Origin of the sequence: Paenibacillus sp. GM2 (genome assembly GCF_900069005.2) — a bacterium.
Taxonomy (GTDB): Bacteria; Bacillota; Bacilli; order Paenibacillales; family Paenibacillaceae; genus Fontibacillus.
Window position 1 is genome coordinate 1628299 of the sequence record NZ_LN831279.1, and the last position, 26148, is coordinate 1654446.

General features: G+C 48.3%; 34 protein-coding genes. 27 read left to right on the plus strand and 7 right to left on the minus strand.

All coding sequences use genetic code 11. The features are described from left to right. Positions 1-25 precede the first annotated feature (25 nt). From BN1360_RS17100 to BN1360_RS17145, 10 genes are all read left to right on the plus strand, one after another. Positions 26-1711, plus strand: a complete 1686-nt coding sequence (locus tag BN1360_RS17100; protein WP_068781071.1) for a long-chain-fatty-acid--CoA ligase — start codon at positions 26-28, stop codon at positions 1709-1711. Between the two features lie 37 nt (positions 1712-1748). Continuing rightward, the gene (locus BN1360_RS17105; RefSeq protein ID WP_229521028.1) at positions 1749-2168 is read left to right on the plus strand and encodes a PaaI family thioesterase; all 420 of its coding nucleotides are present in this window, start codon (positions 1749-1751) and stop codon (positions 2166-2168) included. Positions 2169-2377: 209 nt separating this feature from the next. Further along, entirely contained in the window at positions 2378-3124 is a 747-nt protein-coding gene (locus BN1360_RS17110) for a class I SAM-dependent methyltransferase (RefSeq protein WP_068781476.1), read from the plus strand. Between the two features lie 266 nt (positions 3125-3390). Beyond that, positions 3391-3600, plus strand: a complete 210-nt coding sequence (locus BN1360_RS17115) for a hypothetical protein (RefSeq protein WP_082790098.1) — start codon at positions 3391-3393, stop codon at positions 3598-3600. A 12-nt stretch (positions 3601-3612) separates the two neighbouring features. Continuing rightward, positions 3613-3705 carry a GNAT family N-acetyltransferase gene (locus tag BN1360_RS26455; protein WP_082790099.1) on the plus strand — a complete coding sequence of 31 codons (93 nt, stop codon included), beginning with the start codon at positions 3613-3615 and terminating at the stop codon, positions 3703-3705. Continuing rightward, a complete protein-coding gene (locus BN1360_RS17125; RefSeq protein ID WP_157259354.1) occupies positions 3702-3839 on the plus strand; it encodes a hypothetical protein in 138 nt (45 codons plus the stop codon). Before BN1360_RS26455 ends, BN1360_RS17125 begins: the two co-directional genes overlap by 4 nt. A 10-nt stretch (positions 3840-3849) precedes the next feature. Further along, positions 3850-4170 (plus strand): YobA family protein, encoded by a 321-nt coding sequence (locus tag BN1360_RS17130; protein WP_068781072.1) that lies wholly within the window; start codon positions 3850-3852, stop codon positions 4168-4170. Continuing rightward, entirely contained in the window at positions 4167-4688 is a 522-nt protein-coding gene (locus tag BN1360_RS17135) for a GNAT family N-acetyltransferase (protein WP_068781073.1), read from the plus strand. Before BN1360_RS17130 ends, BN1360_RS17135 begins: the two co-directional genes overlap by 4 nt. Before the next feature lie 63 nt (positions 4689-4751). Then, a complete protein-coding gene (locus BN1360_RS17140) occupies positions 4752-5174 on the plus strand; it encodes a VOC family protein (RefSeq protein WP_068781074.1) in 423 nt (140 codons plus the stop codon). A gap of 63 nt (positions 5175-5237) precedes the next feature. Continuing rightward, positions 5238-5750, plus strand: coding sequence for a hypothetical protein (locus BN1360_RS17145; RefSeq protein ID WP_068781075.1), 513 nt, complete (start codon positions 5238-5240; stop codon positions 5748-5750). Between the two features lie 53 nt (positions 5751-5803). On the opposite strand, the gene BN1360_RS17150 is transcribed toward BN1360_RS17145, so the two are convergent. Further along, positions 5804-6562, minus strand: coding sequence for a class I SAM-dependent methyltransferase (locus tag BN1360_RS17150; protein ID WP_068781076.1), 759 nt, complete (start codon positions 6560-6562; stop codon positions 5804-5806). 237 nt (positions 6563-6799) lie between these two features. Between BN1360_RS17150 and BN1360_RS17155 the strand changes: the two genes are divergently transcribed. Both BN1360_RS17155 and BN1360_RS17160 read left to right on the plus strand, forming a co-directional pair. Next, a complete protein-coding gene (locus BN1360_RS17155; protein ID WP_068781077.1) occupies positions 6800-7318 on the plus strand; it encodes a DNA topology modulation protein in 519 nt (172 codons plus the stop codon). 327 nt (positions 7319-7645) lie between these two features. Continuing rightward, on the plus strand, positions 7646-7933 hold the full coding sequence (locus BN1360_RS17160; RefSeq protein ID WP_068781079.1) for a hypothetical protein: 288 nt from the start codon (positions 7646-7648) through the stop codon (positions 7931-7933). A gap of 120 nt (positions 7934-8053) precedes the next feature. On the opposite strand, the gene BN1360_RS17165 is transcribed toward BN1360_RS17160, so the two are convergent. After that, a complete protein-coding gene (locus BN1360_RS17165) occupies positions 8054-8476 on the minus strand; it encodes a diadenylate cyclase (RefSeq protein ID WP_068781080.1) in 423 nt (140 codons plus the stop codon). Positions 8477-8716: 240 nt separating this feature from the next. Here BN1360_RS17165 and BN1360_RS17170 point away from each other — a divergent pair, with 240 nt between their 5' ends. The 9 genes from BN1360_RS17170 to BN1360_RS17210 all read left to right on the plus strand — a co-directional run bounded on the left by BN1360_RS17170 (position 8717) and on the right by BN1360_RS17210 (position 15997). Continuing rightward, positions 8717-9424 (plus strand): ankyrin repeat domain-containing protein, encoded by a 708-nt coding sequence (locus BN1360_RS17170; protein WP_082790128.1) that lies wholly within the window; start codon positions 8717-8719, stop codon positions 9422-9424. Positions 9425-9627: 203 nt separating this feature from the next. Further along, positions 9628-10128, plus strand: a complete 501-nt coding sequence (locus BN1360_RS17175) for a hypothetical protein (RefSeq protein WP_068781081.1) — start codon at positions 9628-9630, stop codon at positions 10126-10128. An 11-nt stretch (positions 10129-10139) separates the two neighbouring features. Further along, on the plus strand, positions 10140-11108 hold the full coding sequence (locus tag BN1360_RS17180; RefSeq protein ID WP_324254276.1) for a DUF4261 domain-containing protein: 969 nt from the start codon (positions 10140-10142) through the stop codon (positions 11106-11108). A 112-nt stretch (positions 11109-11220) separates the two neighbouring features. Further along, positions 11221-12204: an aldo/keto reductase gene (locus tag BN1360_RS17185; protein ID WP_068781083.1), complete on the plus strand. Its 984-nt coding sequence runs from the start codon at positions 11221-11223 to the stop codon at positions 12202-12204. Between the two features lie 138 nt (positions 12205-12342). Then, entirely contained in the window at positions 12343-12768 is a 426-nt protein-coding gene (locus BN1360_RS17190; RefSeq protein WP_068781084.1) for an SRPBCC family protein, read from the plus strand. 2 nt (positions 12769-12770) lie between these two features. Beyond that, positions 12771-13106, plus strand: coding sequence for an ArsR/SmtB family transcription factor (locus tag BN1360_RS17195; protein ID WP_068781085.1), 336 nt, complete (start codon positions 12771-12773; stop codon positions 13104-13106). Between the two features lie 126 nt (positions 13107-13232). Beyond that, the gene (locus tag BN1360_RS17200) at positions 13233-13712 is read left to right on the plus strand and encodes a MarR family winged helix-turn-helix transcriptional regulator (protein WP_229521029.1); all 480 of its coding nucleotides are present in this window, start codon (positions 13233-13235) and stop codon (positions 13710-13712) included. Positions 13713-13732: 20 nt separating this feature from the next. Further along, the gene (locus BN1360_RS17205; RefSeq protein WP_068781087.1) at positions 13733-14950 is read left to right on the plus strand and encodes an MFS transporter; all 1218 of its coding nucleotides are present in this window, start codon (positions 13733-13735) and stop codon (positions 14948-14950) included. A gap of 102 nt (positions 14951-15052) precedes the next feature. Then, entirely contained in the window at positions 15053-15997 is a 945-nt protein-coding gene (locus tag BN1360_RS17210; RefSeq protein WP_068781088.1) for an alpha/beta hydrolase, read from the plus strand. Positions 15998-16019: 22 nt separating this feature from the next. Here BN1360_RS17210 and BN1360_RS17215 read toward each other — a convergent pair whose 3' ends face one another. Further along, complete coding sequence (locus BN1360_RS17215) at positions 16020-16589, minus strand: helix-turn-helix transcriptional regulator (RefSeq protein ID WP_082790100.1); 570 nt, start codon at positions 16587-16589, stop codon at positions 16020-16022. Here BN1360_RS17215 and BN1360_RS17220 point away from each other — a divergent pair. Then, positions 16588-17028: an MFS transporter gene (locus tag BN1360_RS17220; protein WP_229521136.1), complete on the plus strand. Its 441-nt coding sequence runs from the start codon at positions 16588-16590 to the stop codon at positions 17026-17028. The two genes, BN1360_RS17215 and BN1360_RS17220, sit on opposite strands and share 2 nt — an antisense overlap. 34 nt (positions 17029-17062) lie before the next feature. On the opposite strand, the gene BN1360_RS17225 is transcribed toward BN1360_RS17220, so the two are convergent. Beyond that, complete coding sequence (locus tag BN1360_RS17225) at positions 17063-17707, minus strand: class I SAM-dependent methyltransferase (RefSeq protein ID WP_068781091.1); 645 nt, start codon at positions 17705-17707, stop codon at positions 17063-17065. A 5-nt stretch (positions 17708-17712) separates the two neighbouring features. Next, complete coding sequence (locus BN1360_RS17230; protein ID WP_068781092.1) at positions 17713-18345, minus strand: TetR/AcrR family transcriptional regulator; 633 nt, start codon at positions 18343-18345, stop codon at positions 17713-17715. Between the two features lie 157 nt (positions 18346-18502). Here BN1360_RS17230 and BN1360_RS17235 point away from each other — a divergent pair, with 157 nt between their 5' ends. From BN1360_RS17235 to BN1360_RS17245, 3 genes are all read left to right on the plus strand, one after another. After that, positions 18503-19228: an ABC transporter ATP-binding protein gene (locus tag BN1360_RS17235; RefSeq protein ID WP_068781093.1), complete on the plus strand. Its 726-nt coding sequence runs from the start codon at positions 18503-18505 to the stop codon at positions 19226-19228. After that, the gene (locus tag BN1360_RS17240; RefSeq protein WP_068781094.1) at positions 19225-20277 is read left to right on the plus strand and encodes an ABC transporter permease; all 1053 of its coding nucleotides are present in this window, start codon (positions 19225-19227) and stop codon (positions 20275-20277) included. The genes BN1360_RS17235 and BN1360_RS17240 overlap by 4 nt, the downstream gene beginning before the upstream one ends. Before the next feature lie 113 nt (positions 20278-20390). Beyond that, positions 20391-20831, plus strand: a complete 441-nt coding sequence (locus BN1360_RS17245) for an Hsp20/alpha crystallin family protein (protein WP_068781095.1) — start codon at positions 20391-20393, stop codon at positions 20829-20831. Positions 20832-20929: 98 nt separating this feature from the next. On the opposite strand, the gene BN1360_RS17250 is transcribed toward BN1360_RS17245, so the two are convergent. After that, positions 20930-22090 carry an MFS transporter gene (locus BN1360_RS17250; RefSeq protein ID WP_068781096.1) on the minus strand — a complete coding sequence of 387 codons (1161 nt, stop codon included), beginning with the start codon at positions 22088-22090 and terminating at the stop codon, positions 20930-20932. 267 nt (positions 22091-22357) lie between these two features. Between BN1360_RS17250 and BN1360_RS17255 the strand changes: the two genes are divergently transcribed. Next, positions 22358-23803: a serine hydrolase domain-containing protein gene (locus BN1360_RS17255; RefSeq protein WP_068781097.1), complete on the plus strand. Its 1446-nt coding sequence runs from the start codon at positions 22358-22360 to the stop codon at positions 23801-23803. 80 nt (positions 23804-23883) lie between these two features. Here the strand turns inward: BN1360_RS17255 and BN1360_RS17260 are convergent, their stop codons facing one another. Continuing rightward, positions 23884-24336: a DUF5680 domain-containing protein gene (locus tag BN1360_RS17260; RefSeq protein ID WP_068781098.1), complete on the minus strand. Its 453-nt coding sequence runs from the start codon at positions 24334-24336 to the stop codon at positions 23884-23886. 137 nt (positions 24337-24473) lie between these two features. Between BN1360_RS17260 and BN1360_RS17265 the strand changes: the two genes are divergently transcribed. After that, positions 24474-26039 (plus strand): TerB N-terminal domain-containing protein, encoded by a 1566-nt coding sequence (locus BN1360_RS17265; protein WP_068781099.1) that lies wholly within the window; start codon positions 24474-24476, stop codon positions 26037-26039. Positions 26040-26148 lie beyond the last annotated feature (109 nt).

Genomic DNA, 26148 nt, shown 5'->3' on the forward strand with positions numbered 1-26148 from the left:
ACCATTTGAAACGGAGGTGGAAGGGATGAAGGCAAAACCTTGGCTGCAACATTATCCCGCCGAAGTACCACCGACCTATGATTATCCGCAGCAGCATTTGGCGCAATTTCTACTGGATTCAGCGCAGCAATATCCCGAGCAGCTGGCGCTTGATTTCATGGGGGCAACGACAACCTACCGGGCTTTGCTGGATAAAACTTATCGCTTCGCGAACGCACTGCGCAATCTTGGCGTGCAGCAGGGAGATCGTGTAGCGATTATGCTGCCGAACTGTCCACAGGCGGTTATCGCTTATTATGGCGTGTTATTGATCGGCGGAGTGGTCGTGATGACCAATCCGCTGTACATGCCGCGTGAGCTGGAGTATCAGCTTAACGACGCCGGAGCAAAGGTTATCGTTACGCTCGACATTCTTGTGGATCGGGTGAGCAAGGCGATGGAGCAGCACCCGCTTGATTATATTCTCGTCGCCAGAGTGCAGGATGAGCTATCTTTTCCTAAAAACATGCTATATCCGTTAAAGGCCAGAAAAGATGGCACTGCGGTAAAGGTCAACTATAACGAGCGGATTGTACCGTTTAAGGAGCTGCTCAAAAACTCGCAGCCTGTTCCTTACCTGGCCCCGATTGACACCGAGAATGAGCTGGCGCTTATTCAGTACACCGGGGGAACGACCGGCTTCGCCAAAGGGGTTATGTTGACGCATCGCAATCTGGTCGCCAATACGATTCAGACGCAGCTGTGGTTCTATCGTTCTCGGCCCGGTAAGGAAATATATTTGGCAGCGCTTCCTTTTTTCCACGTGTTTGGGATGACGGTGCTGCTGAACCAGGCTGTCTCGCTTGGATGTACATTAACGCTGATGCCGCGGTTTGAGATCGAGCAGGTATTGAAGGCGATTGACCGCAAGCGGCCTACTGTATTCCCCGGCGCACCAACCATGTATGTGGCGCTCATCAATCATCCGGATGTCCGCAGGTACGATTTGTCCTCGATTCAGGTCTGTATTAGCGGCGCGGCCTCGCTGCCTCAGGAAGTGCAGACCCGATTTGAGCAGTTGTCCGGCGGGAAGCTGATTGAAGGATACGGCCTGACCGAAGCCTCGCCGGTGACGCATGCGAACAATATTTGGGAGAAGCGGAAAACGGGCTCCATCGGCATCCCGTTCCCGGATACAGAGGCAATGATCGTGAAGCCGGATACCTTGGAGGAGGTTCCGCTTGGTGAGATTGGGGAGCTGGCGGTGAAAGGGCCGCAAGTGATGAAAGGATATTGGAACAAGCCGGAAGAGACCTACAAGTGTCTGCGTGATGGATGGCTGCTTACCGGTGATCTCGGCAAAATGGATGAGGACGGTTTCTTCTACATTCTGGACCGTCGCAAGGACATTATTATCGCAGGCGGATACAACATATACCCCCGCGAGGTTGAGGAGATTCTGTTCGAATATCCTGGTGTAGAGGAAGCGATCGTGGCCGGAATTTATGATCCTTACCGCGGAGAGACCGTGAAGGCTTATATCGTGCCGAAGAGTGGGACCCGGCTGGATGAAGCGGAGCTGAAGAAGTTCTGTAAAGAAAGGCTGGCTGCTTATAAGGTCCCGAAGGTCTATGAATTCCGGGATAGTCTGCCAAAGACAATGGCGGGCAAGGTGTTGCGCCGCAGGCTGATCGAAGAGGAGCAAGCCAAATGGAGCAACGATCAAAAATAACGTGCAATTGTGCTGTATAGAGAAAGGAGGAGCCCGGGTGGAAGCGGAGGATTGTAATAAGGATGCGCAAATGCAGGAATGGGAGCGTCTGGCCAAGGGAACTTTCTGGGATTATCTCGGCTCCCAGGTGGAGACGGTTAATGAGCGGCAGGCCGTCGTTACTTTGGAAATTAAGCCGCATCATCATAATATGATTGGGATTGTCCATGGCGGTGTTCATGCTACACTGCTGGATTCTGCAATGGGACTTCTAGCGATGGTGAACCGCCCGAATTGTAATGTCGTGACCACAAATCTGAATATGAATTATGTGGCCAAATCAAGCAGCGGCAAGATGATTGTCACCGCCGAGTTGATCCATTCCAGTCGCACCATGATCACCGCGCATGCCTTCGCCAAAATGGATAACGGCGTGTTGTGCGCTTTCGGAACTGGAACGTTCCGGGTAAGCCAGTAGCGAAGTCGTCGTTTAAGTCGGATGGCAATTTAGGCGGTTAAGCAAGCGTGGAGCAGTGCAGAGAGATCGGTTCCTGTGCTGCTCTTTCATTTTGCTTGTTCGCGGTCATGATGTTGATTAAACTGGTAGTAATTGCTTCGAATGATAGATTAGTGGAATCAAATTGTGAGGAAGTCGTATTCATAGTTAGAAGAGAGGGGAGAGGAAAGATGCGAGAACAGAGTCAACAGAATAAGAAGGCCTGGGAGCATCGGGCATATGAATTTTGGCACAAAAGGGACGGTACCCCGCAAGAGAAAGCAAGCCAAATACTAGCCAACCCCTTAGGATGCTTAAAAAAGCACAGCCCTTATTTCAAGCAGATTGCAGGGAAAAGGATTGCCAATCTTTGCGGATCTAACGGAAGAAAGGCGGTACCCCTCGCATTATTAGGAGCAGAAGTGACCGTGTTCGACATCTCTGAGGAAAATAGAAGATACGCTTTGGAGTTGGCCGAAGTTGCGAATACGACCATAGAATATATCGTTACAGATATCTATGAAATTGACCTGCAGAAATACGGGGGATATTTTGACCTGCTTTATTTGGAAGGCGGGATACTGCACTATTTTAGTGAGATCGATAAATTTATGTCCATTCTGTTTCGATTATTGAAGCAGGGAGGGACTTTGATTCTTAGCGACTTCCATCCTTTGCGAAAATGCATGATGAGTCAGGGGAACGTGAACTATTTTGATAGGGAGCTAAGGAGTGGCAGCGTAGCTTATAAGGAGTTTTTTGCCGAAGAGGAGCAGGCGGAGTTCCCTGATGTCTCCATTCGGTTATACAGCTTGAGTGAAATTATCAATTCCGTGCTGTCTGCGGGTTTTCGGCTGCAAAGATTCGAGGAGCATCGCGGCTGGGTGAATGAAAACCTCCCTTGGGAGTTTACGATTGTGGCAGCTAACGAAACGTAGGATCGTTATTTGCGCTAAATGAAGCTGCTAAAAATTCTAACGACACAGGGTATCGCTATTAACCCCAAAAAGAGGCTTATAGCCTTCATTTACTACAGATAACGTTGCCTGGTTTCATTAGATTTAATTTACTCTGATTTTCACAGCAATAGCGATCTGTAGTTTCGTTAGAGCCCCCACTGGAAAGCGTCGCCTCGTTTGTCCGGGCAGCATCACACCTTATGCAATTCATGGAGGGTGATTAGGAAGGAAGAGGAGGTCTTGAGTTGGATATTGCAAAAGCAGAAAGATCTGATTTGCCCAGCATCCTGAAACTGCAGTATGAAGCCTATCAGAGTGAGGCTGAGATTTATGGGGAGATGATTCCTCCGCTCAAGCAGACTATCGGCGAGTTAGAAGAGGAATTTGACGAAGGGATTATTTTAAAGGCCGTTGTTCACGAGGAAATAGTTGGTTCTGTACGGGCAAAACCCTAAGCTGAAGTCTGCTTGATAGGGAAGCTTATCGTCAAGCCTCAGTATCAGAATCAAGGAATCGGCCAAAGATTAATGCAAGCCATAGTGGAAGCCATGGTCATGTGAAGAGAATGGAGCAGTTCACCGGGTTTAAAAGTACAAGAAATCTGGCCCTGTATTACCAATTAGGGTATCGGATATATAAGCAGGAAGAGGTGAATGAGGACCTGACGATGGTGTATATGTATAAGGAGGTCTAGACGGAGAGCGATGAAGAAAATGGTTATATGGGTTATGGTCTTTATAGTGCTGACCGGATGCCATCAAGGTGCTTCTCAATTTCAGGGGGAAGGCTATATTCTGGAAGTGACTGATCAACACATTTTAGTCATTGAGAAGGAGTTCCCCGGCAAGAGCTGGAAGGATATGATGGATGAATATACCGGTGACGCCATTTGGCTTGGTACGAAGAAGAAGGGCTTGAAGCCAGGCCAGAAGATTCAATATCAGGTTAAGGGTGGGATCGACGAGTCTTACCCTGCGCAGGCCGAAGCAAAAAATATCAAGATTATAAAAGAGGGAAAAGAATGAACGACGCAGTCCGGATTAACAAATTGTCAACTATAGAAGAAGCGCATATGCTGAATGCGGAGTTTGCTGAACGTTATCCTTGGTACACGGAGGGAGAGTATTACTTCAATTGTCTCGAAGAGAATCGGCAAGGACAGCGGATCACATTAATAGCTTATTATAAGGAATGCTTGGCCGGTTGCTGTCATTTGCTGTATGCATCGAAGTACCCCTATTTTCGCGACAATCAAATCCCCGAGATCAATGATCTGAACGTTTTTCCGGAGTATAGAAGAAAGAAAATGGCCAGCCGCTTGTTTGATGAATTGGAGCGGATCGCCAGCGAGACCTCAAAGCACATCGGGTTGGGTGTTGGGTTATATAAAGATTACGGAAATGCGCAGCGAATGTACATGTCCCGTGGTTATATTGCGGACGGAAATGGCCTAACCTATGAGAATGTTCCTGTTATACCCGGAAAGTCCGTCGTTGTGGATGATGAACTATTAATTTATCTGGTTAAGGATCTGCAAAAGTGACTTATCAGCAGAGAAGTATGTTCCAAGCTTTGGCCCATTCCTTGCCAAATTAGGAGGTAGTATATGAAGCCTAGAATTACTGTCATTACATTAGGTGTAGACGATCTGGATAGAGCACTGCAGTTTTATCGCGATGGACTTGGTTTGCCCACGGAAGGCATTATAGGCACTGAATTTGAGCACGGTGCGGTTGCTTTCTTCGAATTACATGCCGGCTTACGGCTTGCGATTTGGAAGCGTGCAGACATTGCCTATGATACGAAGCTAAATCTAGCCAAGCCTAGTCCCACTGAATTCACGCTTGGTCATAATGTAGGCTCAAGAGAAGAAGTGGATCTGATTATGGAGCAAGCTCAGCAAGCGGGGGCAACGATAACTGTGCAAGCCCACGATACCTTTTGGGGAGGTTATTCGGGTTATTTTCAAGATCCAGACGGTCATTTATGGGAAGTGGTATGGAATCCGGAGTGGGAATTCGCGCAGTAAGGGATGAGCTATTGAAATGGGGGAGACTCCGTAAGTGAGAAAACCCTCCGAAAGGATGTAAGCATGAAGAAAATACTTGTTTTTGCTGCTGCACTGATCGTTATTCTAGCGATAATCGCCTATTCCTATTATTACTATTATACTCTTTCACCTTCAATGACAGCGAGTGATATTCAAATGAAGGCAAGCATTAAGCCTTATGATACGGATTACTATCTAATCGAGCTTGATGTCGAAAGAATCCAGGATGAACCAGCCCGTCACTTTATTGCCCCAATAGCAGAAGGACTTAGCAATATTAATTTCATCTCTGAAGATGGCCTGTATACTCCTGGTACTATTAGTACTTCGTTTGAAGCCGAGCACATATTGAGAAATCAGGTGGATGAAGGGTTAGGAATGGATCTTATGGGGTTTGCCATTCCTAACCAGCAAGGGAAATATAAATTTAAGTTTACAATGCAAAAAATAGACAGGTTAACTGAACTGAAAAGCCTTAATCTATACTATGTGCATGTGGAAAAGAAGCTGGGCAAAGATTTGAGCTGGGTTAAGACTATTACACTGCAACAATGAGTGAGGAAGCGCAAGAAAAAGTCCTGGATCATCTATCCAGGACTTCAACCGCTTTATTTTCGAACTGCTTCAAATGTAAATGACTGAGTGCTATGCGTCGGGTTCTGGTTGTACACATAATCGGCCGAGCATACAATGTTTGTAAAGCCGATATGTTCCAACACCAGCTTGAATTCTTCAATTCCGTACCAGTGCAGCGCAAACCGCTGCAGCTCGGATTGGATAAGCTTCCCTTCGCGCCACTTCTCATACTTCAGGTAGGAGACCGTGATATTATGGAGCAGATTCACTTCAACCAGCTTATCCTCCAAAGTAATCGCATCGCCGGATGGGAGAGCGTAGGTGGAAGTCGTAATCTTTCCTGCTTCAATCGTCTCGGGTAGGATCAAGTCGATGATGATTCGTCCCCCAGGAACAAGATGATCATAGAAGCATTGCAGAGCATTAAGCGAGTCTTGACGCTCTTCAACCAGGCAAAAGGACCCCGTGGGAATGATGATCGCTTCATACTGATGAGGCAGTGAGAAGCTTTGCAGCTTTTCCTCATACAGTACAGGATTCAGACCTCTCTCTTCACAGCGTTTACGGCAAGATGCCAACATTTCAGGAGAATAATCGATTCCATCCACCAGCAGTCCAGCCTGTAACAGCGGGATGAGCATACGACCGGAGCCGACAGCTGCTTCCAGGATTCTTCCTTTACAGGATTTGAGTCTGTCCAGGTAGTATTCGATATCGCCACCGATGGATTGCCCGACAGGCTTAGTAAGGTCATACACTTCCGTACAAAGATTACTATAATAACTGAACATTTCTTGTTCTCCTCCGTTTTATGGATACGGAAGATAGGATTTGTAATATGGGTTAACCGATATTAAGCCTTCCGTACCTCTAATTTAGTGGTGAGTTGGAAAGAGCTGACTGTCATTTAAATCGCCTACTTTCATTGATATTACCCCAAATGTTACCATAGAATAGGTTTCCGGGCAATGATATCAGAGATGGCGAATAATGAGGCATTATAAAATACTTATAGTAAGGAATTTCATATGAAGATCATGATTATAGGAGCAAATGGGTCAGGAAAGTCTACCTTTGCACGCAAGCTTGGAGAAATCTTGAACGTCCCTGTTCATCATTTGGATTATTACTTCTGGAAGCCGAGATGGCAGGAGACCCCGCCGGAAGAGTGGAATGAGTTCATTAACCATTTGGTGCAAGAAGATCAGTGGATCATCGATGGCTATTATGGGAGAACGCTGGATATTCGCTTGGAGGCAGCGGATGTCATCTTCTTCATGGATCTTTCCCCCTGGGTCACCACTTACCGAGTGATCAAGAGGAGAATACAATATCATGGCAAATCCAGGCCCGATTTAAATGAAGGTTGTCCGGAGTCCATCGACTGGCCATTTATCAAATACAGCTGGAATTTCAGGCGAGATAAAAGGCCGGCAGTGATGGAGAAGCTGCAGAGATATTCGACAGGTAAAAGGGTGATTATTGTGAAAAACTCCCGGCAGGTTGAATTCTTATTACATGAAATAAGAAATAAATGGAAGGATTGACTTGAATGCTGTATTTTGAACGGACTAATAAAATGGCCAATCTTTGCTTCGTCTGCTTTGCTTTGTTTTTCATATTGATGGTGATTCTTTTTATGACCAGCCACTTCTCGGAAATTATAAAATACAATTTTACCAATGATTTAAGAGGGTCCATTTATACGGTAATCTGCTCTGTGATCTCCATATTCTCATTAATCCTGGGGATCATATTGAAGATGATAACTAGAGAAGCGAATGAGGAAATGAAGCTGCTTGAGAAACGGTTAAAGGGGACTAACTAGAATTTGAAAAGAATCTTGAAAGAAAAAGTTCTGGAGGAGGATGAAAATGAAATCAAAAAAGTATTTCTTGCTCGCTGCCATGTTGCTTGCTCTCATGGTACTTCTGTCAGGATGTGTGCCTGGAGATGGAACGTATAGCGCACAAAATCAGGCGGGTTTCTTCTGGGGAATCTGGCATGGCTGGGTCGCCCCGATCTCTCTGGTCATCGGCTTGTTCAACCATGACATTCGGATTTATGAGATCAATAATTCGGGATGGTGGTATGACCTGGGGTACTACTTGGCTGTTATTAGCGGTTTTGGCGGGATCTCCTTATTTCGCAAGAAAAAGTGAGCGTGAACCCGCGAAGCCTATTATGATCTAACGAAAGTTAGGTCCATATCATAAAATGCATATTGTATGAAAATCCCCTCAAATACTGCCTGTTGAGCAGCTTCTGAGGGGATTTGACGTTCAGGATTCAAAGGGCGATACATTGACCGGGTGCAGCACTCCGCTTATTGCAAAGGAGGCTTGTCCGGTTTCCTCGGATACGATGAGGACCAGAGCATCACAGCGCTCGGTCAAGCCGATCGCCGCGCGATGTCTTGTGCCCAATTTCTTGTCGGTGACATGGATGCTCGATAAGGGCAGAATATTGGCGGCGGATACGACGGTATCGGAGCGAATCAGAACGGCCCCGTCATGAAGCGGATTCCCCGGATAGAAGATCGATTCGAGCAAGGCATGAGTTAACGTTCCTCCAATCGGGATATTGGATGAAAAGAGCGATTCCAGCGAATCTTTTCGTTCCACAACGATGAGCGCTCCGTGCTTGCGTTCGGATAAATTCCGCAGACAGATCGTTAAGTGGCGGTATAGGGCGAGAGGTAACATTTCGAAACCTCGATTCTGAGAAATGACACATCATTAGTCGTTACTTTCCCCAAAAGCAGGTCGCATATCCGACTATATGTAAAACCTAACTAAATTTAATTTTTATTATATTATCCATATGAGATCCTTCGTGTTAGCATATGAATACAGCAGCGCGATTGGGGAAAGGCGAACTTCATAACAAGATGGCAGGTGATGCTCATGAAGCGGCAAGGAGGGAAGTCCGCGATTTGGTACGGAATGGCTCTTGTCATTTTGATGCTTATGCTGACAGGCTGCGAGACCAGGCTCTACTCCTTGTTATCTGATAGGGAGCTACAAGCAACCCAAGGGGAGAGCGAAGAAATGAACAAGTTGAACCGTGATTTATGGCAAGCTGTAATAGAAGGCGATCAGGAAACCGTGAAGAAACGGCTAGCTGAGGGAGCTGATATCGATGCAACAGATCGGGAAGGTCGTACGGCGGCTATGATTGCGGTGCATACCGATCAACTTGAAATGTTTGAGCTTCTCATTAAGCAAGGAGCAAATTTGAATATTCGGGACAATCGGCTCGATAATCCGCTGCTCCATTCGGGTGCGGAAGGGAAGATGGATTTCCTGAAAGCAGCCATCGCTGCGGGAGCCGATACGACGATGACAAATCGATTTGGCGGGACAGCGCTCATACCGGCAGCGGATCGCGGGCATGTCGAGATCGTGCGTGAACTTCTCGCCAATTCGGATGTTGATGTGAATCACGTCAACAATCTCGGCTGGACCGCTTTACTGGAAGCTATCCTTCTTGGCGATGGCGGCAAGGAGCATCAACAGATCGTAGATCTGCTGATCGCGGGTGGAGCCGATGTGAATCTGGCCGACAACCAAGGAGTGACACCGTTGCAGCATGCCAAGAACCGTGGATACCGTGAGATGATGGCCGCTTTAACAAACGCGGGCGCTTCTTAATCCAATCCCTTCCAAATAACAAAAAATAGTGATGCAGCAACGATTAGAACAGTAATCTACTACGGCGATCTATCCGCTTGATGCAGCGGGGGATCGTCTTTTTTCGGCTGACTTGCAGGGGATAAATGAATATAATGGAAAGGTATTGATTGGAAGATGATTGATATGCCGGGCAGAAGGAGGAAAAGTTAGGAGGTGCACGATTGAAGTATATTAGAGCGCAAGGCATTGAGGAACAGGAATATTATTATTTCGAAGTAGATGATGAAATGATCGCTTATCGGCAAGTGACCCTCATGAATGATTGTTATAAGCTGTCTATCGCTCCCGAGTTCTATCTGGCGGAAGGGGAGATTGAATGTTTCGAGGGGGATGAAGATATTTCTCAGGAGCAGTTCAATGAAATTTGGGACAAGGCGGTTGCCTCTTATAGAGTGGGCTGGGAGCAGGTCAAGCTGGATTATGCCCCCGGTACCCTTGTTAACGGTATTATTAGAATGTTCTATCCCCAAGGAGTGATAATACAGCTAAGCGATAGGGCCTATGCAGTGGCGGATTCTGAAGAGCTCAGAACCCATACGAGACCGGAGCTGATGTATCCAGGTTATTTGGTACAGGGGGTTATTGCAGGCTATGATAACAACAATCTCTGGCTCGTGCTGGAGCATTGTACGGTATCTGACGAGGGAGTGATAGAACGCTAGGCTGCAAGATCATGGACGTAGAGCAGATTAGTCCAATACGTAAAAGACAAGGGGATAAGGGGCTGAACGAGATGAATGAGATATTGAATGAAGAGGACGATTTTGGCTTCGCACGTATCTATGCTGTTGAACTGAAATACAAGCAGGAGCCGAAGCTGGATCGGGATTTACTATATAAGAAAATGGAGCTTTATACAGGCAGGACAAGCATGCCGGAAGCGGAAAAATCCGCGGCTGAGGAGCTTGCCGTGTGGGAGGCTAATGAGGAATATGAGGGCATGCTGCTGCATTTTTTCCATCTGAACTATAGGCTTCAATATACGGAAGGAGAGCTGCCGGCCCAGACCAACCTGATGAATATCGAGCATCGCCCGGCCGAGGAGTACAACACAGCGCTGCAGCAGTCCTGGCATTGGCAGGAAGCCGCTGAAACCTTGGAGCAATGCAATCATACTTTGTTATTGGTAGACATGATGGCTGCAGGTTTAGAGCCTCAATCACGGCTGCAGCTGTTTAGCGGTGCGCTTCGTGCGGTTCTGGAGGCCTGCCCTTGTGACGCGATATATTTCCGTGAAAGCGATAAGCTGCTTGAGCCTAACGAATATCTGTCTGCTGTAGAGCAAGGCAATTTATTATACGGTGCGTTAAATATTCGGTTCTATAATGTAGAGGGAACCGGAAGCGGAAGAGCGGAGGGACTTATGGATTCGGTGGGGCTGGCTGCGCTTGGGATTCCCGATGTGCAGTGTCATTATTTTGATCTGGAGCCCAATGAGGTTGCTGAGCATCTGGGGAATATCGCTTATTATCTATATAATCAGGGCGATATCATTAAGGACGGAGAGACGATTGGGATTAGCGAAGAAATGCGCTGGCGGTGCGAGCATCAATACTCCCTGGTAGAACCTCGCCGTGTCGTGATCGATCTGGATCCTGGAGAGCCTAATTATGCCGGGAAACAGGGCAGCGAAGAGAACTGATTGTTTAGCTTGAATGAAAACGTTTTTTTATATAAACTAGATATGATTACTGTGTGGGAGCGCGTTCACGGACAAGCTCTCTGATATCGATAGATTAGGGGAGGAGTTACTGATGAAATACCGGCAGTTGGGCAATACCGATTTGAAGGTCAGTGAAGTAAGCTTCGGAACCTGGGGCATCGGTGGAGACTGGGGAAGCTCCGACGATACGGATGCTCTCCGCGGGTTGGAGACAGCGATGGAGCAAGGAGTCAACTTCTTTGATACCGCAGACGTATACGGCGGCGGACATGCTGAGGAACTGCTAGCCAAAGCGACAAAGGGCAAAGAGGATGAGATTCATATTGCGACGAAATTTTGCCGTGCTGGCGATATTCATGATTTGAATACTTATTCAGAGGTATCGATCCGCGACTTCTGTGAGAATAGTCTGAAGCGGCTGCAGCGGGAGCGGATTGATCTCTATCAAATTCACTGCCCTCCGTTTGCGATTCTTAAAGATGGACGAGTCTTTGAAGTGTTGGACAAGCTTAAAGCGGAAGGCAAAATCAGACATTATGGCGTCAGTGTAGAGACGGTTGAAGAAGGGCTCTATTGTGTGGGTGTTCCCGGCGTGTCGGCCTTGCAGGTGATCTTTAATCTTTTCCGTCAAAAACCAGCCGAAGAGTTGTTCCCGGCGGCCTGCAAGGCCGGAGTGGGGCTGCTTGTCCGCCTTCCGCTTGCAAGCGGATTGTTGACTGGAAAATTCAAGGCAGACACGACATTTAGCTCCAACGACCATCGCAATTTCAACGCTAATGGCGAGGCTTTTAATGTTGGTGAGACCTTTGCCGGCTTGCCGTTCGCCAAAGGGGTAGAGCTTGCCAATGGCTTGTCCTGGATCGCTGAAGGACGGGAGGATATGGCCCGGGCTTCCATGCGCTGGATTCTTGACCACGAAGAAGTCAGCTGCGTGATTCCTGGCTTCAAGAATGTGAAGCAGGTTGAAGATAACTTGGGCACGTTGAATGTACCGTCCTTCAGCCCGGAGGAACTGGAACGGCTGCGCATGTATTACGAGAACGAAGTAGCCGCGCATATCCGCGGAGTGTATTAATAAATAGTTTGATAAGGCCGTATCCTAGCGATGAAGGATACGGCCTTTTTTGGAAGTTGACATGAAACCTGAAGGTTTCATATAATTCTAATTAGAAACCAAACAGTTTCCTAATTCGAAAGGAGTTTTACACTTTATATGGACAACAATATGGATCAAAAATTGCCGGATATTCGCCATTCCGTTTTGGTAAATGCCCCGATCAGCAAAGTATGGAGCGCTGTCTCTACAGCAGACGGTCTGTCTGCCTGGTTCATGCCAAATGATCTTGAAGCGGTCGTCGGGCATGAATTCCAATTAAATGCGGGGCCGTTTGGACTTTCCCCCTGCAAGGTGACTTTAGTAGAGGAGCCGAACCGTCTCTCCTTCAATTGGGGCAAGGATTGGACATTAACTTTTGAATTGTCGGACAGAGGTGAGCAGACGGAAGTAACGGTCATTCATAGCGGCTGGAGTGCGGACCAGGTGACTGAATTCGGACAGCCGCATACCGTGATTCGCGGCAATATGGACGGGGGCTGGAGCGGTCTGGTTCTCAAGCTGAAATCGCATCTTGAGGCCTAATGATGGAAGCGGCCAGGAATAAGCAGGATGTCTTTCAGGCTGTTGCTGATCCGACTCGACGCGAATTACTTAGCATCTTGGGGGATCAGGAACTGCCCTTGAAAGAATTGACCGGGCATTTTGCGATGAGCCGTACCGCTGTCTCCAAGCATCTGCATGTTTTGGCAGATGCGGGACTGGTTCAGGAACGGAAGGTTGGCCGAGAGACACGCTATCGCCTGAATACAGACCCGCTATTTGAATTGAAGCGTTGGCTATCGTACTTCGACCGCTTCTGGGATAATAAGCTGTCGCAATTGAAATATTATGTAGAATCAGACGCGAATGACGATCAATAATGGGTTCGATATAGGGAGTTAAGCCCCGTCGTTTTTTGAAGCGACGGGGCTTTTACATGTTTTTCCTGAAAATAACTTCCATTGACAACGAATAGTTGTTTATCATATAGTTGTTATGACAATTAAATGATGGGATATGAGGTGACCGGAATGCCAACTAAAGCGGGGCAGGAGAATACTCCTACCTTAGGTTTCACGATGGGGGTGACTTATCGCAAATTGTCGATGTACTTGCAGCATCGCTTGAAGCCCTTCGATCTCACTCCGGAGCAGTGGTCGGTATTGCTTGAAGTAGATAGTGCTGAAGGGCTGATACAGAAGGAGATCGCCGAACGGACCAGCAAGGATCACCCTACAACGACACGTATTCTGGATCAACTGGAGAGCAAGGGGCTTGTTTACCGGCAAAAGGGCAAGCAGGATCGCCGTTCCTATCTGGTGTTCAGCACAGAGAAGGCGAAGCCAATGATTGAAGCCGGCAAAGGCTATGAACAAGAAATGAAAAATGAGCTTCTGGAATGTGTCACTGAACAGGAGTACGAAGTGATGATGGAGCTTCTTCATCGTATTGATCGTCACTTCAGCGGGGTGAACAAGGATTTTTAAATAGAGAAAGTGGGAGAGATATGTTACTGGAAGACCAGGAACGATTGTGGACGAAATCCTTTATTTCGTTAACGATTTGTTCTTTTTTGATGTTTTTGAATTTGCAGATGTTGTTGTCTACTTTTCCGGCATACGTAAAAAATGAATTTCATGCTGGTGATTTTCAGGTCAGCCTGGTAACCAGCGTATTCGCTGCATCAGCGATTATGGCGAGATTTCTGACCGCCGGGCTTATCAAAAGCGTGCCGCGCGATAAGCTGCTCTATGTTGGACTCATTATCGCAACGATAGCGACCGGCATATACTCGCTGGCTGAAAGTGTTGGCGGCTTACTGACGATGCGCGTGGGCTTTGGTCTGGGCTTTGGGATATCCAGCACGATATTGCCCACCCTGGCGTCGCAGATCATCCCGGTCAGTCGTATGGGCGAGGGGATCGGGTATTTTGGTTTATCAAGCAGCTTGGCTATGTCATTTGGGCCAATGGTAGGTTTGAACGTGATGAGTGCATACGGATTTAGCAGGCTAACGATCGTCGCTACACTTACCGTCATCTTGATCCTGCCGATTTTGCTGTTCTCCCGTGCAATAGCAAAACCGTCCGCGTACGGCCAGAAAAAGACGGCGAAGCAGTCCGGCGACAATCATGTCAAGCCGAAGTTCAATCATAAAATGTGGTTCCCCGCTCTGCTGAATGCAATTCTCTGCATTACCTATAGCGGGCTGCTTGGATTCATCGCGTTATTCGGCCAGTTTATTCATCTGGAACAGGTCGGTTTGTTCTTCTTGTTTAACGTGATTACCATCGTAATTGTCCGCCCGATATCCGGTCGGCTCTTTGACCGAAGAGGACATGCCGCAGTTCTCATTCCGGCAGCGATTTTTGTAGTGGCTAGTATGGTGGTATTGTCCTATACAAGATCATTGCCGCTATTGATCGTATCCGCTCTGTTATACGGGCTTGGCTTCGGCGCGATTCAACCGACGCTTCAGGCTTGGATGATCCGCACCTCAACGCCGGAGCAATATGGAACAGCCAACAGTATGTTCTATAATTCAACGGATTTCGGGGTCGCCATCGGCTCGATTATTCTCGGCCTAATCGCTTCATTTAGCAATTATTCCGTAATGTACCGCTATTCAGCCGGGTTTATGGTCTTGTTCCTATTGCTGTACTGCGCGGTTCAGTTTGGACTAAGATCGAAGAAACGCGTGCAGTCGGCAAACATAGAAGGTTAAGGCTAACATTGAAGGCTCCCATCCACTTTGCTATATTTAAGGAGCCACGATGAAGATTCTAATCATCGTATTACTTCAATTAGGGAGCGATTCAAAGACAGGATGACTATCGTAATTGTAGCCATAATTGTACTCTTGTTGATCCTATTTACGATCACAAGCTTCTACTTCTATCGTGTCGCCATTGCGCGAACGGTGAAGGAATTCCTGAACGATAGCCCGGATTTGCAGCCAAGCGATCTATCAGAAGCGGCCAAAGAGTTCCTGAATGAGGATCGGGAATGGTGGAAGAATCAGAGCTTCGAGGTCTGGACAATGGATTCGCACGACGGGATTCACCTTCATGCTTATTATTTGGCAGCTCGCGAGCATTCAAACAAGACGGCGATCATCGCACATGGCTATTCCGGGAGTGCGATGGAGATGAGCGGCTTTGCCAAGCTATACTATGAGCGGCTGGGCTACAATGTCCTGCTTCCGGATGGACGAGCGCATGGTCAAAGCGGGGGCCACTATATCGGCTTTGGCTGGCCGGAGCGCAAGGATTATCTGAAATGGATTCAGCGTGCTATCGACGTAAATGGAGCGAATACCCAGCTCGTCCTGCATGGTGTATCGATGGGTGGGGCCACGGTGATGATGACGAGCGGGGAGAAGCTGCCCGCTAATGTGAAGGCGATTGTGGAGGATTGCGGTTATACGTCGGTGAAGGACGAATTAACTTTTCAGTTGAAGCGGATGTATCATCTGCCAGCCTTCCCGATCCTGCACGCCACCAGCCTGTTAACGAAGCTGCGGGCCGGATACTTCTTCGGAGAGGCGTCAGCCTTGAAGCAAGTAAGGAAGTCGCAGACTCCCACACTGTTCATTCATGGCGATAATGACACGTTTGTTCCAACCGGGATGGTACATACCGTTTATGAGAACAGCCCGGTGGAGAAAGAGCTGTACATCGTGCCGGGGGCGGGGCATGCTGAAGCATACCGCGTCAATTCGGAGCAATATGAGCAAGTTGTGGTCCGTTTTATCGGGCGTTTTGTGAAGTGACACCTGCTCAGGCTCAGGTCCATCATTGAGGACCTGAGCCTTTTTGCATGGAAATAGGTTTAACCGGATTTGGAGCTTTATGGGGTTCCCTTTGCCCATTGCGATATTGTAACGGTGTAACGCCGACCGTTTTCTTGAAAACCTTAGCGAAATAATTCTGATATTCAAAGCCAACAGCAATCGCTATATCGTAAACGGATTTCGGTGTATGCGTCAATAAACGTCTGCTTTCCTTAATGCGGATCTGGTTCAGATGCTCTATAAATGACATCCCGGTTTCTTTATGAATGTGGTCTGATACATAGGAAGGGTGCTTGCCGATTTTATCGGCGATCTCTTGCAAGGTCAGTTTCTCGAAGAAATGGGTATGCATATAGCGAATCGCGTTTTTAACCAAAACGGAGTAGTCCTTGTTGGAGAGTTCTTTAATGCTGGAGGTGAACGTCAAGTACATCTCCCGAATTAATCGCGTCAGCTCGGCGCTGGAACGGGCGTTCTCCACCTGACGGATATATTGATCGGCGAGTGATTTTGCATATTCGCTGTCCATCCCGCGGATCTCGGCTAGATGGGGAAAGAAAAAGACATACATCGCCGGTGGCTTGATCGGGATTCTGGGCAATCTATTGTTCTATTTCGGACAGGCAGATCAAATCGCCTATTTGTTCATAGTAAACGCTGTATGCATGTTTAGCATCGGTTTCAGCCTGGTGCTGGTCGCCTCCATGCAAGCCGATACCATCGAATACGCCCAGTGGAAGACGGGAAAAAGATCCGAGAGCATCGTTACCTCTGTGGGTACTTTTACCGCCAAGGTAAGCACAGCGATTGCCGGTGCGGCGGCCGGCTACGGATTAACCCTCTTCGGGTATGTGCCGAATGGATTGCAATCCGCGTCTACCTTGCAGGGGATCAACCTGATGATGTCTATCTTCCCTTTAATCGGCATTTGCCTAAGCTTAATTATCATTTCTTTTTATACTTTGACGGAAAAGAAGTATGCGGAAATCGTGGCCGATTTGCACGGATAAAGGCTTCATACAGAGGGGTTCAGCCTGTGCCCTTTTACCCCTGAGATAGGTGGTTTGCAGGGTCTATCTCGGATTTGCCGGGAGTCGCCCAGATCAGATAAATCATTCCTCCCATATGCCGCTCCATCCGTTCGATTTGCAGACCGGAGCCTTTGACCATTTGAATGATGTCGCGATTCCAGTGGCAGCCGGATATTTGGTGAGCGATGGGATTGACCACGCGCTGGGCTGACCGCAGGATGATATTGCCTCCAAGCCCGTGTTCCATCAGGCGGATCTGTCCGCCAGGCCGGCACCAGCGCTTCAGATTGCGAAGAACCTGCACCGGATCGTCATAGCCGCATAAGGAGAGGGTCGATACAATGGCATCGAAGGATTGCTCAGGCAGCTGCAATTTTTCGATGTCGCTCTCGATGAAATGAACCTGCATTTGCAGCTCATCTGCGATTCCGGCGGCGCGTCTAAGCATCATTGGGCTGAAGTCGGCCGCGGTCAGATGAATGCGAGCCCTATCATAATACGGAAAGTTAGCCCCTGTTCCAACGGCGATCTCCAGCACGTCTCCATGGATATTCTCAATAATCTGCTGCCGCCATTCTTTAAGCATCCGTTTGCGCGTATGTTCCTCATATAATACCGACTGTTTATCAAATTTCCGAATCAGTTTCTGCTTATCCATGACGGTTACCCCCGATCAGCAGCTTGCTTGGAGTCTTTAATCACACCTGCGGCATAAAGCGGACCGCGGGCGGACAGCTTGAACATAATTGCCGCGATTTCCCGCGGCGATTCCTGGCGCCCTTGCATCAGCCATTCCTGAATAATACCGAAGTGTGCCGAGGCAATATAAGAGACCAGATAATTCGTTGGCACCAGCGTATTTTCTTTACGGATGAACGGAACCACATTTTTCTCAAACAAATGCTCGGACATCATTTTTCTAAGCAGTGCATGAAAGGAAGGATCTCCCTTGGGCCCAAGAATCGTCTTCAGGAAGTCGGCATGCTCGCCTAAATATTCAAAGACGCTCACAATTTGCGGCATAATTTGCTCGATATCGATCAGGTCATTCAGAACGGCTGGCTGTATCGTACTTAAGATCCCGATTAGGCCTTCGATCAGTTGTTGCTCGCTTTGCTCCAGAAGATCATATTTATCTCGGTAATGCAAATAGAAGGTCCCCCGATTTATCTCCGCCCGGGTCGTAATATCCTTCACGGTCAGCGCATCAAAGCCTTTCTCCTCGATTAAATCGGTGAATGCGGTGCGAATCATGGCTTTGGTCCGGATAACCCGCTGATCTCTTGATGATTCCATCTATCATTCCTCCAGTTTCCAATCAACATGTATTCAAAACTGCCGGATAATGATCACTTCCGGGAATTCTGTTTATTGTAGTTGAAATATGCATTGATTATAATTAAATCGCAGAAGATAATCAACGCAGTGTTCATTTATTTAGGAGGCGGAAAAGATGGAGGCTACCGTCAAAGTACAGCAGGTTAGCAAGAGCTTCGGCTCCAAAACCGTACTGAACAAAGTGGATCTTCAAATGGAAAAGGGGCAAATATACGGGCTGATCGGCCCTTCGGGCGCAGGCAAGACAACGCTAGTCAAAATGATGGTGGGTATGGAATTGTCGGATGAAGGGGAAGTTCGAGTGCTAGAGACGCGCATGCCTAGTCTGTCCATGCTTCAGCAGATCGGTTATATGGCGCAATCGGATGCTTTATATGGTGAGCTTACAGCGGAGGAGAATCTGAGGTTTTTCGCTTCCATGTTCAAAATGAACCGGGCTGAACAGAAGCAGCGGATCGCCTATGCAGCGGATCTGGTAGGCCTGGCGGATGAATTAGGGAGAAAAGTGGCCGTCTATTCCGGGGGGATGAAGCGCAGATTGTCGCTGGCGATTGCATTGCTGCATGATCCTTCCGTGCTGATCCTGGATGAGCCAACAGTGGGCATTGATCCGGAATTAAGGCAGTCGATCTGGAAGGAGCTTGTCCGCCTGAAAACCTCTGAACATAAGACAATCATTGTAACGACGCATGTGATGGATGAAGCGGATAAATGTGATCAGCTGGCGATGGTGCGTGAGGGAACGATACTGGCCAAGGGTACGCCAGAGCAGCTGAAGCAGCAGTACGATGCGGCGAACTTGGAGGAAGTATTCTTGCGGGCAGGGGGCGGTACGGTATGAGAATCAAGGCGCTGATCAGAAGAATCTGCGAACAGATGCTGCGGGACAAGCGAACGTTGGCCTTGTTGTTCTTGGCTCCGCTGCTTGTCTTGTCGCTAATGCATTATTTGTTCAATCACACAGGCAATGCCGCTGACGCTACCATTGGCGCGGTTGGTCTTCCTTCGCAATGGACTACGGTGCTCGAGCAGCAGGGGCTTGAGATGACGATCTATGATACAGCGGATCGGGATACCTTAGTCGAGGATAAGCTGGATGCGATCCTTGAAATGCAAAATGGACGAATTCATCTGATTCTCGAAAATAGCGATCCTTCTCAATCGAAAGCGCTGCAGATGAAGATCGGGCAGGTAACGGAAGCTCTTACCGCAGCGGCCCAGCAAGATGGAGCAGCTCCGGCAGCCAAGCCGGAACTTACGGTAGAGTATGTATACGGCAGTGCGGATACAACCTTCTTTGATACGCTCAGTCCTATCCTGATCGGATTTTTTGTCTTCTTCTTCGTGTTCTTAATTTCCGGAATCGGTCTCCTGCGGGAACGAACGACAGGAACTTTGGAACGATTAATGTCCACTCCGGTGCGAAGGGGAGAAGTAATTACCGGCTATTTGGCAGGCTACGGAATCTTTGCTTTTGTCCAAACGGTGATTGTCGTCTTATATTCAACCCTGGTTCTTGACATGAATATGACCGGATCGATCTGGTATGTGCTGTTGACCAACCTGCTGCTGGCTTTTGTGGCCTTGTCGCTGGGGATTCTGCTATCCACCTTCGCTGCCTCGGAGTTCCAAATGGTACAATTCATCCCGCTCGTCATCATTCCGCAGATTTTCTTTGCCGGTATTTTTCCGTTGGAGCATATGGATGCCTGGGTGCAGGTGCTCGCTAGAATTATGCCGCTATATTACGGAGCTGATGCTTTGAAGAGCGTGATGTACAAAGGTTTGGGATTCGCAGACATTGCCGTGGATTTAGCGGTATTGGTGCTGTTCGCAGCTTTGTTTATTATTCTAAATATTGTAGCTTTGAAAAAATACCGCAAGCTGTAGGCTTTATTGGCCAGCTGGCATTCAAATCTATGGCATCTGTTTGTGGATATTTTACGGGACTTCGGCAACAATAATGGCGAAAATGCCGAATCAGACCAAGGAGGAAATATCTCATGCCTTTAGTACCATATGAACCGTTCCGCCATTTGGATAATATACGCCGCGAGATGGATCAATTTTTCACTCATGATTTCCCGTCTATGAAGGGGATGCCACAGCATTTCGGCCAGATGAATGTGGACGTGTATGAGAATGACGATGAAGTCATTGCCGCGTGCGACATTCCGGGATTGGAGCAGAAAGAGGATGTCACGATTGAAGTGGATCGGAACGTTCTGTCCATCAGCGGTTCTGTGAACAAGACGAATGAGGTCAAGGAGGAGCATATGCATCGGCGGGAACGTTATTCCGGGCGGTTCCACCGTCTGGTTACACTGCCGGCTAATGTAACCCCTGAGCATGTCAAAGCCACCTACAAGAACGGTGTATTGGAAGTGCGGATGCGCAAAATTGATGGCGATCATCGAAAAAAGGTCGATGTAGAGTTCCATTAAAACTGGTTATCAAAAAGATTGTAACGTATAAAAAACGGGTACTTGCCGGATGAACCGGGAGTACCCGTTTTTTATGCTCTGTTTTGCTGCACTATGGTTTATGAAGCGGCTTCTTCGGATTTATTTCGGCCGTATTTGAGGTAGAGGACGATACCGAACAGCATTCCGATTAGCGACAGCACGGAAATCGTCAGGTACATGGTATGACCGCCTAAAGCCTGGTACAGCGCCCCACCGGCGAAGGAGGCGATAATGCCGGAAACGCCGAAGAAGAGCAAGGCCAATACGGTCTGGCCTGTCGCCCTCCATTCTACAGGCACGATCCTGTATAGATATTGAATCGCAGCGGTGTAGAATATCGGGAATGTGAATATCTGCAGCAGCTGGATATACGCGAGCCAATTCGGGTCCTTGATCCAGGCGGAGATGAAGAAGCGAATAAAGTAGAACGCCCCAGCTATAGCGATGAGGGCCAGTTCCTTATTTTTGCGCAGCCACCAGAAGCTCAAAGAGAAGACCAGAATTTCGCTTCCCGCCGCCAGGAACCATGCCAGCCCAAGCAGGTCGGGTTTGCCGCCGAGGTCTTTAATGTACAGCCCCAGATAGGTATCATTCATCCGGGCTGGGATGGAGCTTATAAACACTAAAATAAGGAAGAGAAGAGTCTCCTTGTTGCTCAGGAAATTTTTCAGGCTCTTGATCGTCAGCGGCTTGCCCGACACCGGAGCATCCGGCATCAAAAAGGCAACAACCAGGCTGATCAGTCCAAGCGCTGCGAATGTGATGCCCAGGCTGCGCGAACCGTATTCCGTCATCAGAAAGCCTGCAGCGAGCGACATCACCGCATAGCCTAATGCACCATAGGTTCGCAATGAACCGTAGCTGATTCCTTCGGATTCGGCCACTCGGAAATTCAAGCTCTCCGTCAACGGGTCGATCGGCATCAAAAAGAAATAGGTCAGCATGACGAATAACAGGATCAGGGGATAATGGTCTGTACTGTATAGGGAATAGCCTGTTACCGTACAGCAGATTACAAGCAGCAGCAGGACTTTGCGGATGGTGCGCAGCCGGTCGCTGATCATGCCCCATAACGGTTGGGCTATCAGGGTAATAAAGCCGCCGATGCCGACAATGGTGCCAATCTGCGTCTCGCTCAGCCCCCGGTCGCTGAAATAGAGGGGCAGAAACGGGATGAACATGGACAATAGAGCAAAAAAGAGAAAATTAAATGATTTCACGGTGTAAGCAGATTTCATGAGTTTTATCCTATCCTTTTGAGGTCTGTTTGATATCTGTGCCACTCTTTGATCCACAATTCCGGGCCGATGATATTATGCTCAGTTTATTATACAGGCGGCATCTGTTCAATAGAAGTTTTCCTGAACCGGGAGCCAAAGCGCTATATGAATTGTAATAGGATCGTTTAGGAAGAGGCGATATAATGGTAATGATTGGCTGTGTTATTTAAGTTTTATACATTTTGATGGGTTAGGCTGCTCGCGCCCATGAGGAGAGAAGAACGGATGCAAATGACGAACAGATCATTAACGAGAACTACGCCGGAACAATTGGGGATTGCGGCGAAGCAAGTCATTGCTTTTCTGGATGATGTGGGGAAGCATAAGAGCGAGCTGCACAGCTTCATGCTGCTGCGGCATGGCCAGGTCGCTGCAGAGGGCTGGTGGGCCCCCTATGCGCCGGAGCTGCCTCACATGTTATTCTCATTGAGTAAAAGCTTCACTTCGACAGCGATAGGTATGGCCGTTCACGAAGGCATTATAACGTTGGATGACGCGGTGGTTTCATTTTTCCCCGATGATCTTCCGGGGGATGTCCCTGAACATCTCGGCGCGATGCAAATCCGCCATCTGCTAATGATGGGGACAGGTCATGACGAGGATACGATGGATGCTCTGATTGCCGCCGAGGACGGCCATTGGGTCAGAGCTTTTCTTGAACTGCCTGTGCCGCATGAGCCGGGGACTCATTTTCTGTATAATACCGGGGCTACCTATATGCTGTCTGCAATTTTGCAGAAGGCCTCGGGACAAAGTCTGATGGATTACTTAACCCCCCGGTTGTTCAAACCGCTTGGTATTGAGAATCCGACATGGGATACTTGCCCGCGCGGGATAAATACGGGGGGTTACGGACTGAACATTACGACAGAGGATATCGCCAAGCTCGGTCAATTATATTTGCAGAGGGGGCTCTGGAACGGGGTACGAATCATGGATGAGGAGTGGGTCCATGAGGCGACCCGCAAGCAGATTTCCAATGGCGACGGTGGTGACAGCGACTGGGCGCAAGGCTACGGATATCAATTCTGGCGCTGCCGTCATGGAATCTATCGGGGAGATGGCGCCTTTGGCCAGTTCTGTATAGTCATGCCGGAGCAAGATGCTGTTATCGCGATCACATCAGGTACAGGCGATATGCAGGCCATAATGAACAGCGTCTGGGGTCATCTGCTGCCGGGCTTTCTGCCTGAGCCGATCGCGGAAGATGAGAGCTCGGTCGCGCTGGGTGAATGCCTTGCCAAGCTGCATCTTGAGGTTCCAAAGCTCGGAAGCAAGTCAATGCTGGAGGCTCAAGTTAGTGGAACAAGATATGAAATCGAACAGGACCGGACCGAGGAAGCTCCGTTCCCATTAAAGAATCTGTGTATCAAATTCGACAAAGATAGGGCACGACTGGATTTTAAGCTGGAAAGTGAAGATAGCATCACGTTGGGACGGGAGCATTGGCTAACCGAATCCACGGTAACTATAGAGGGGAAGGATACTCGCACCGCAGGCAGCTTCACTTGGAAATCGCAAGACGAGCTTATATTAACGCTGCAGGCGATAGAGACTCCTTTCTGTATTACGCTGGAGCTGCACTTTGTCGATGCTGCCGTAACGATTCATTCGAGCTATAATGTCGGCTGGGATAAGGTTGTTACAGTACATGGAAAAGCGGTTAATTAATTTACATGCGAGCCTGCTGGAAGCCGCTATGGCTTCTGGCTGGTTCGAGAATTATGGGAAATATTGCAATTCCCCTAGACCTACTTTACATAACCCCCGTGAAAGAGAAGGCTGAATATGACCTTGCCTTGATAAATGATTTGCTCCTCGCCGTTGAACTTTCCGAGATCACCGTTCCAGCGGCATACATACTTAAAAGAAGCACTGGAATAGTGTGCAGATCCGCGAAAAGGAGCTTCCGGACTGACCTGTTTCAAGGCTGCAAATAAAAACTCGGGAAAACCTTCTATAAGGGTTATGGTCGCTCCGAAATAATTCATAGCCCATACGGCGCTGCCGTCTTTCCACACGACCTCTTGGCCCGCAAAATCAAGCTCACCTACATAACTGTCCAAATATGGATAATTGTCGTTAACATAAGGATAATCCTTGGCGCCTAATCTGGAAGGTTCAGCTTGGGTGTCTCCGCCAGCGGCGCAGGTGTTTTGTTTGGCCTCCACGAGAAAGCTTCTAAGCTCTGTCTCAAACGGCATTATACTCTCGCCTTTCTAGCAAATTTTTTTTATACTAGTCTATAGAACATGTGTTCTAGCATCAATAAAAATGTTATGATCATATCAGAGAGTTTTGAGACGAGAATAAAAATGGGATGAATGGTGATGGGAGTTCCATGAATGCATATAACAAATCGCTGGACTTTGTAGAGATCGATATAAGTGAAGCACAAGAGCAGAGCGGCTCATTGCAGGAAATGAGCATACCTGAGCGGAAGGATCGCCCTGTTCAAGGGTCCTCTCTGCCTATGCAAGGGCTTGCGAGAGAACGCAGATTTGTGAGGCAAGCCAGGGAATGGGAGCGGCGGGAAGGAGAGCCGTCTCTGTATATTCCGTTTATGAGCTATTGGCCTACCTTCGAGCAGATGGATGAAGCACAGCAGAGCTGGTATTTTTACTGGCGCAGCGAGTTGAGGCAGGGACGTTATCCGTTTACCGATCTATCCTATATTTTTGTCTATCTATATGAACTGATTCACGGTGTTGGCTGGGAGGAGCCGCAACAAGGCTATCATCAGCTTATGGCATTATGGAACGCTTACCAATCGATGTACCCGAAGCTGAGTAATTACATAGCGGAATGGGTTTGTGATTTTGCACTGCTGCATAAGCTGGACCTGCCCTTGATGGATATTATCATGCGATCCACTAGTGCGAAAGCCGGGGAGCTCTACGATCTGGAATTAAAAAGAATTCTGGAGAACGAGCCTTCCAGGCTGCGGTTGGAGCATATTTTGGCGTTCTCGGATTATGACCTGCAGCGCAGTAAGTTTTACGTAACCGGAGGTCGGGCGCTTATGGAGGAATATATGCCGAAGGTGGTGGCGCTGGTCGATTCTTATTTGCGGAAAACCAATGGCAAAAATCTGATCGATACGTTTTATAAAGGAAATGGAAAGACGGTCGAGCGGTATTTGTTCCGCAGTGCGGTATATGATGCCGAGTTATATGGGCGTACGCTGCCGCTGCGTATTTTCCAATTGCGGAAATGCCCGCCGCTCCGTTATTACATCACTCAACTGATCCGCTGTACGGAAAATAAATTGCGCGAGCTTCAACACTTCAAAGGGCGGCTGCGTGGTGTTTCTCTAATGAAGGAGACCCAGATGCTGGTCGAGCGCTTTCTGGAGAAGGAATATACAGAAGCGATCAAGCCTGCCGGACCTGTGATCTCTATAGATCCCGAACGGCTGGCCACGCTGCAGAAGGATAGTGAAGAAGTGCGGAGCCTGCTGACCGTCGAGGATGAACGGATGGTGGAGGATGCGGCGCAGGATATGGAGCTTGTAACGGAAGCAGGGCCGGAGCTGCAGGAACAGGTAGAGGCACAGGTAGAGATGCGGGATGGGGATGGCCCATCCTATACCGATTCGGATCAGGAGATCGTCCGGGATACTTCCGGCCTGGATGAAGATTGGCTGCTGTTTGCAGGACAGCTGGGACAGGCTCATCTCGAAGCTTTATTTGCGCTGCAAGAGACAAGCGGCCGACTGTACGAAATTGCCGAGAAATACGGGACCATGCCTGCGCTGCTGCTCGATGAAATCAACGAGCTTGCGATGGAGACGATCGGAGATTTGTTGGTGGATGGCGAATCAATCGCTGAAGATTATATAGATTATTTTGCACGGCTGAGGCGTGTTCAAAAAAGGTCGGTTTTCAGCACCGGAAAGGTTGAATGAAGTCAGGGACTGAGGAGCGGAGCGTACATAGTTTGTACAAGAGCACCGGAAGGCCCGGCTGAATTTAAGATTCGATGCTGCGTAACTTCTTGATTCGCTTCGTGATCAT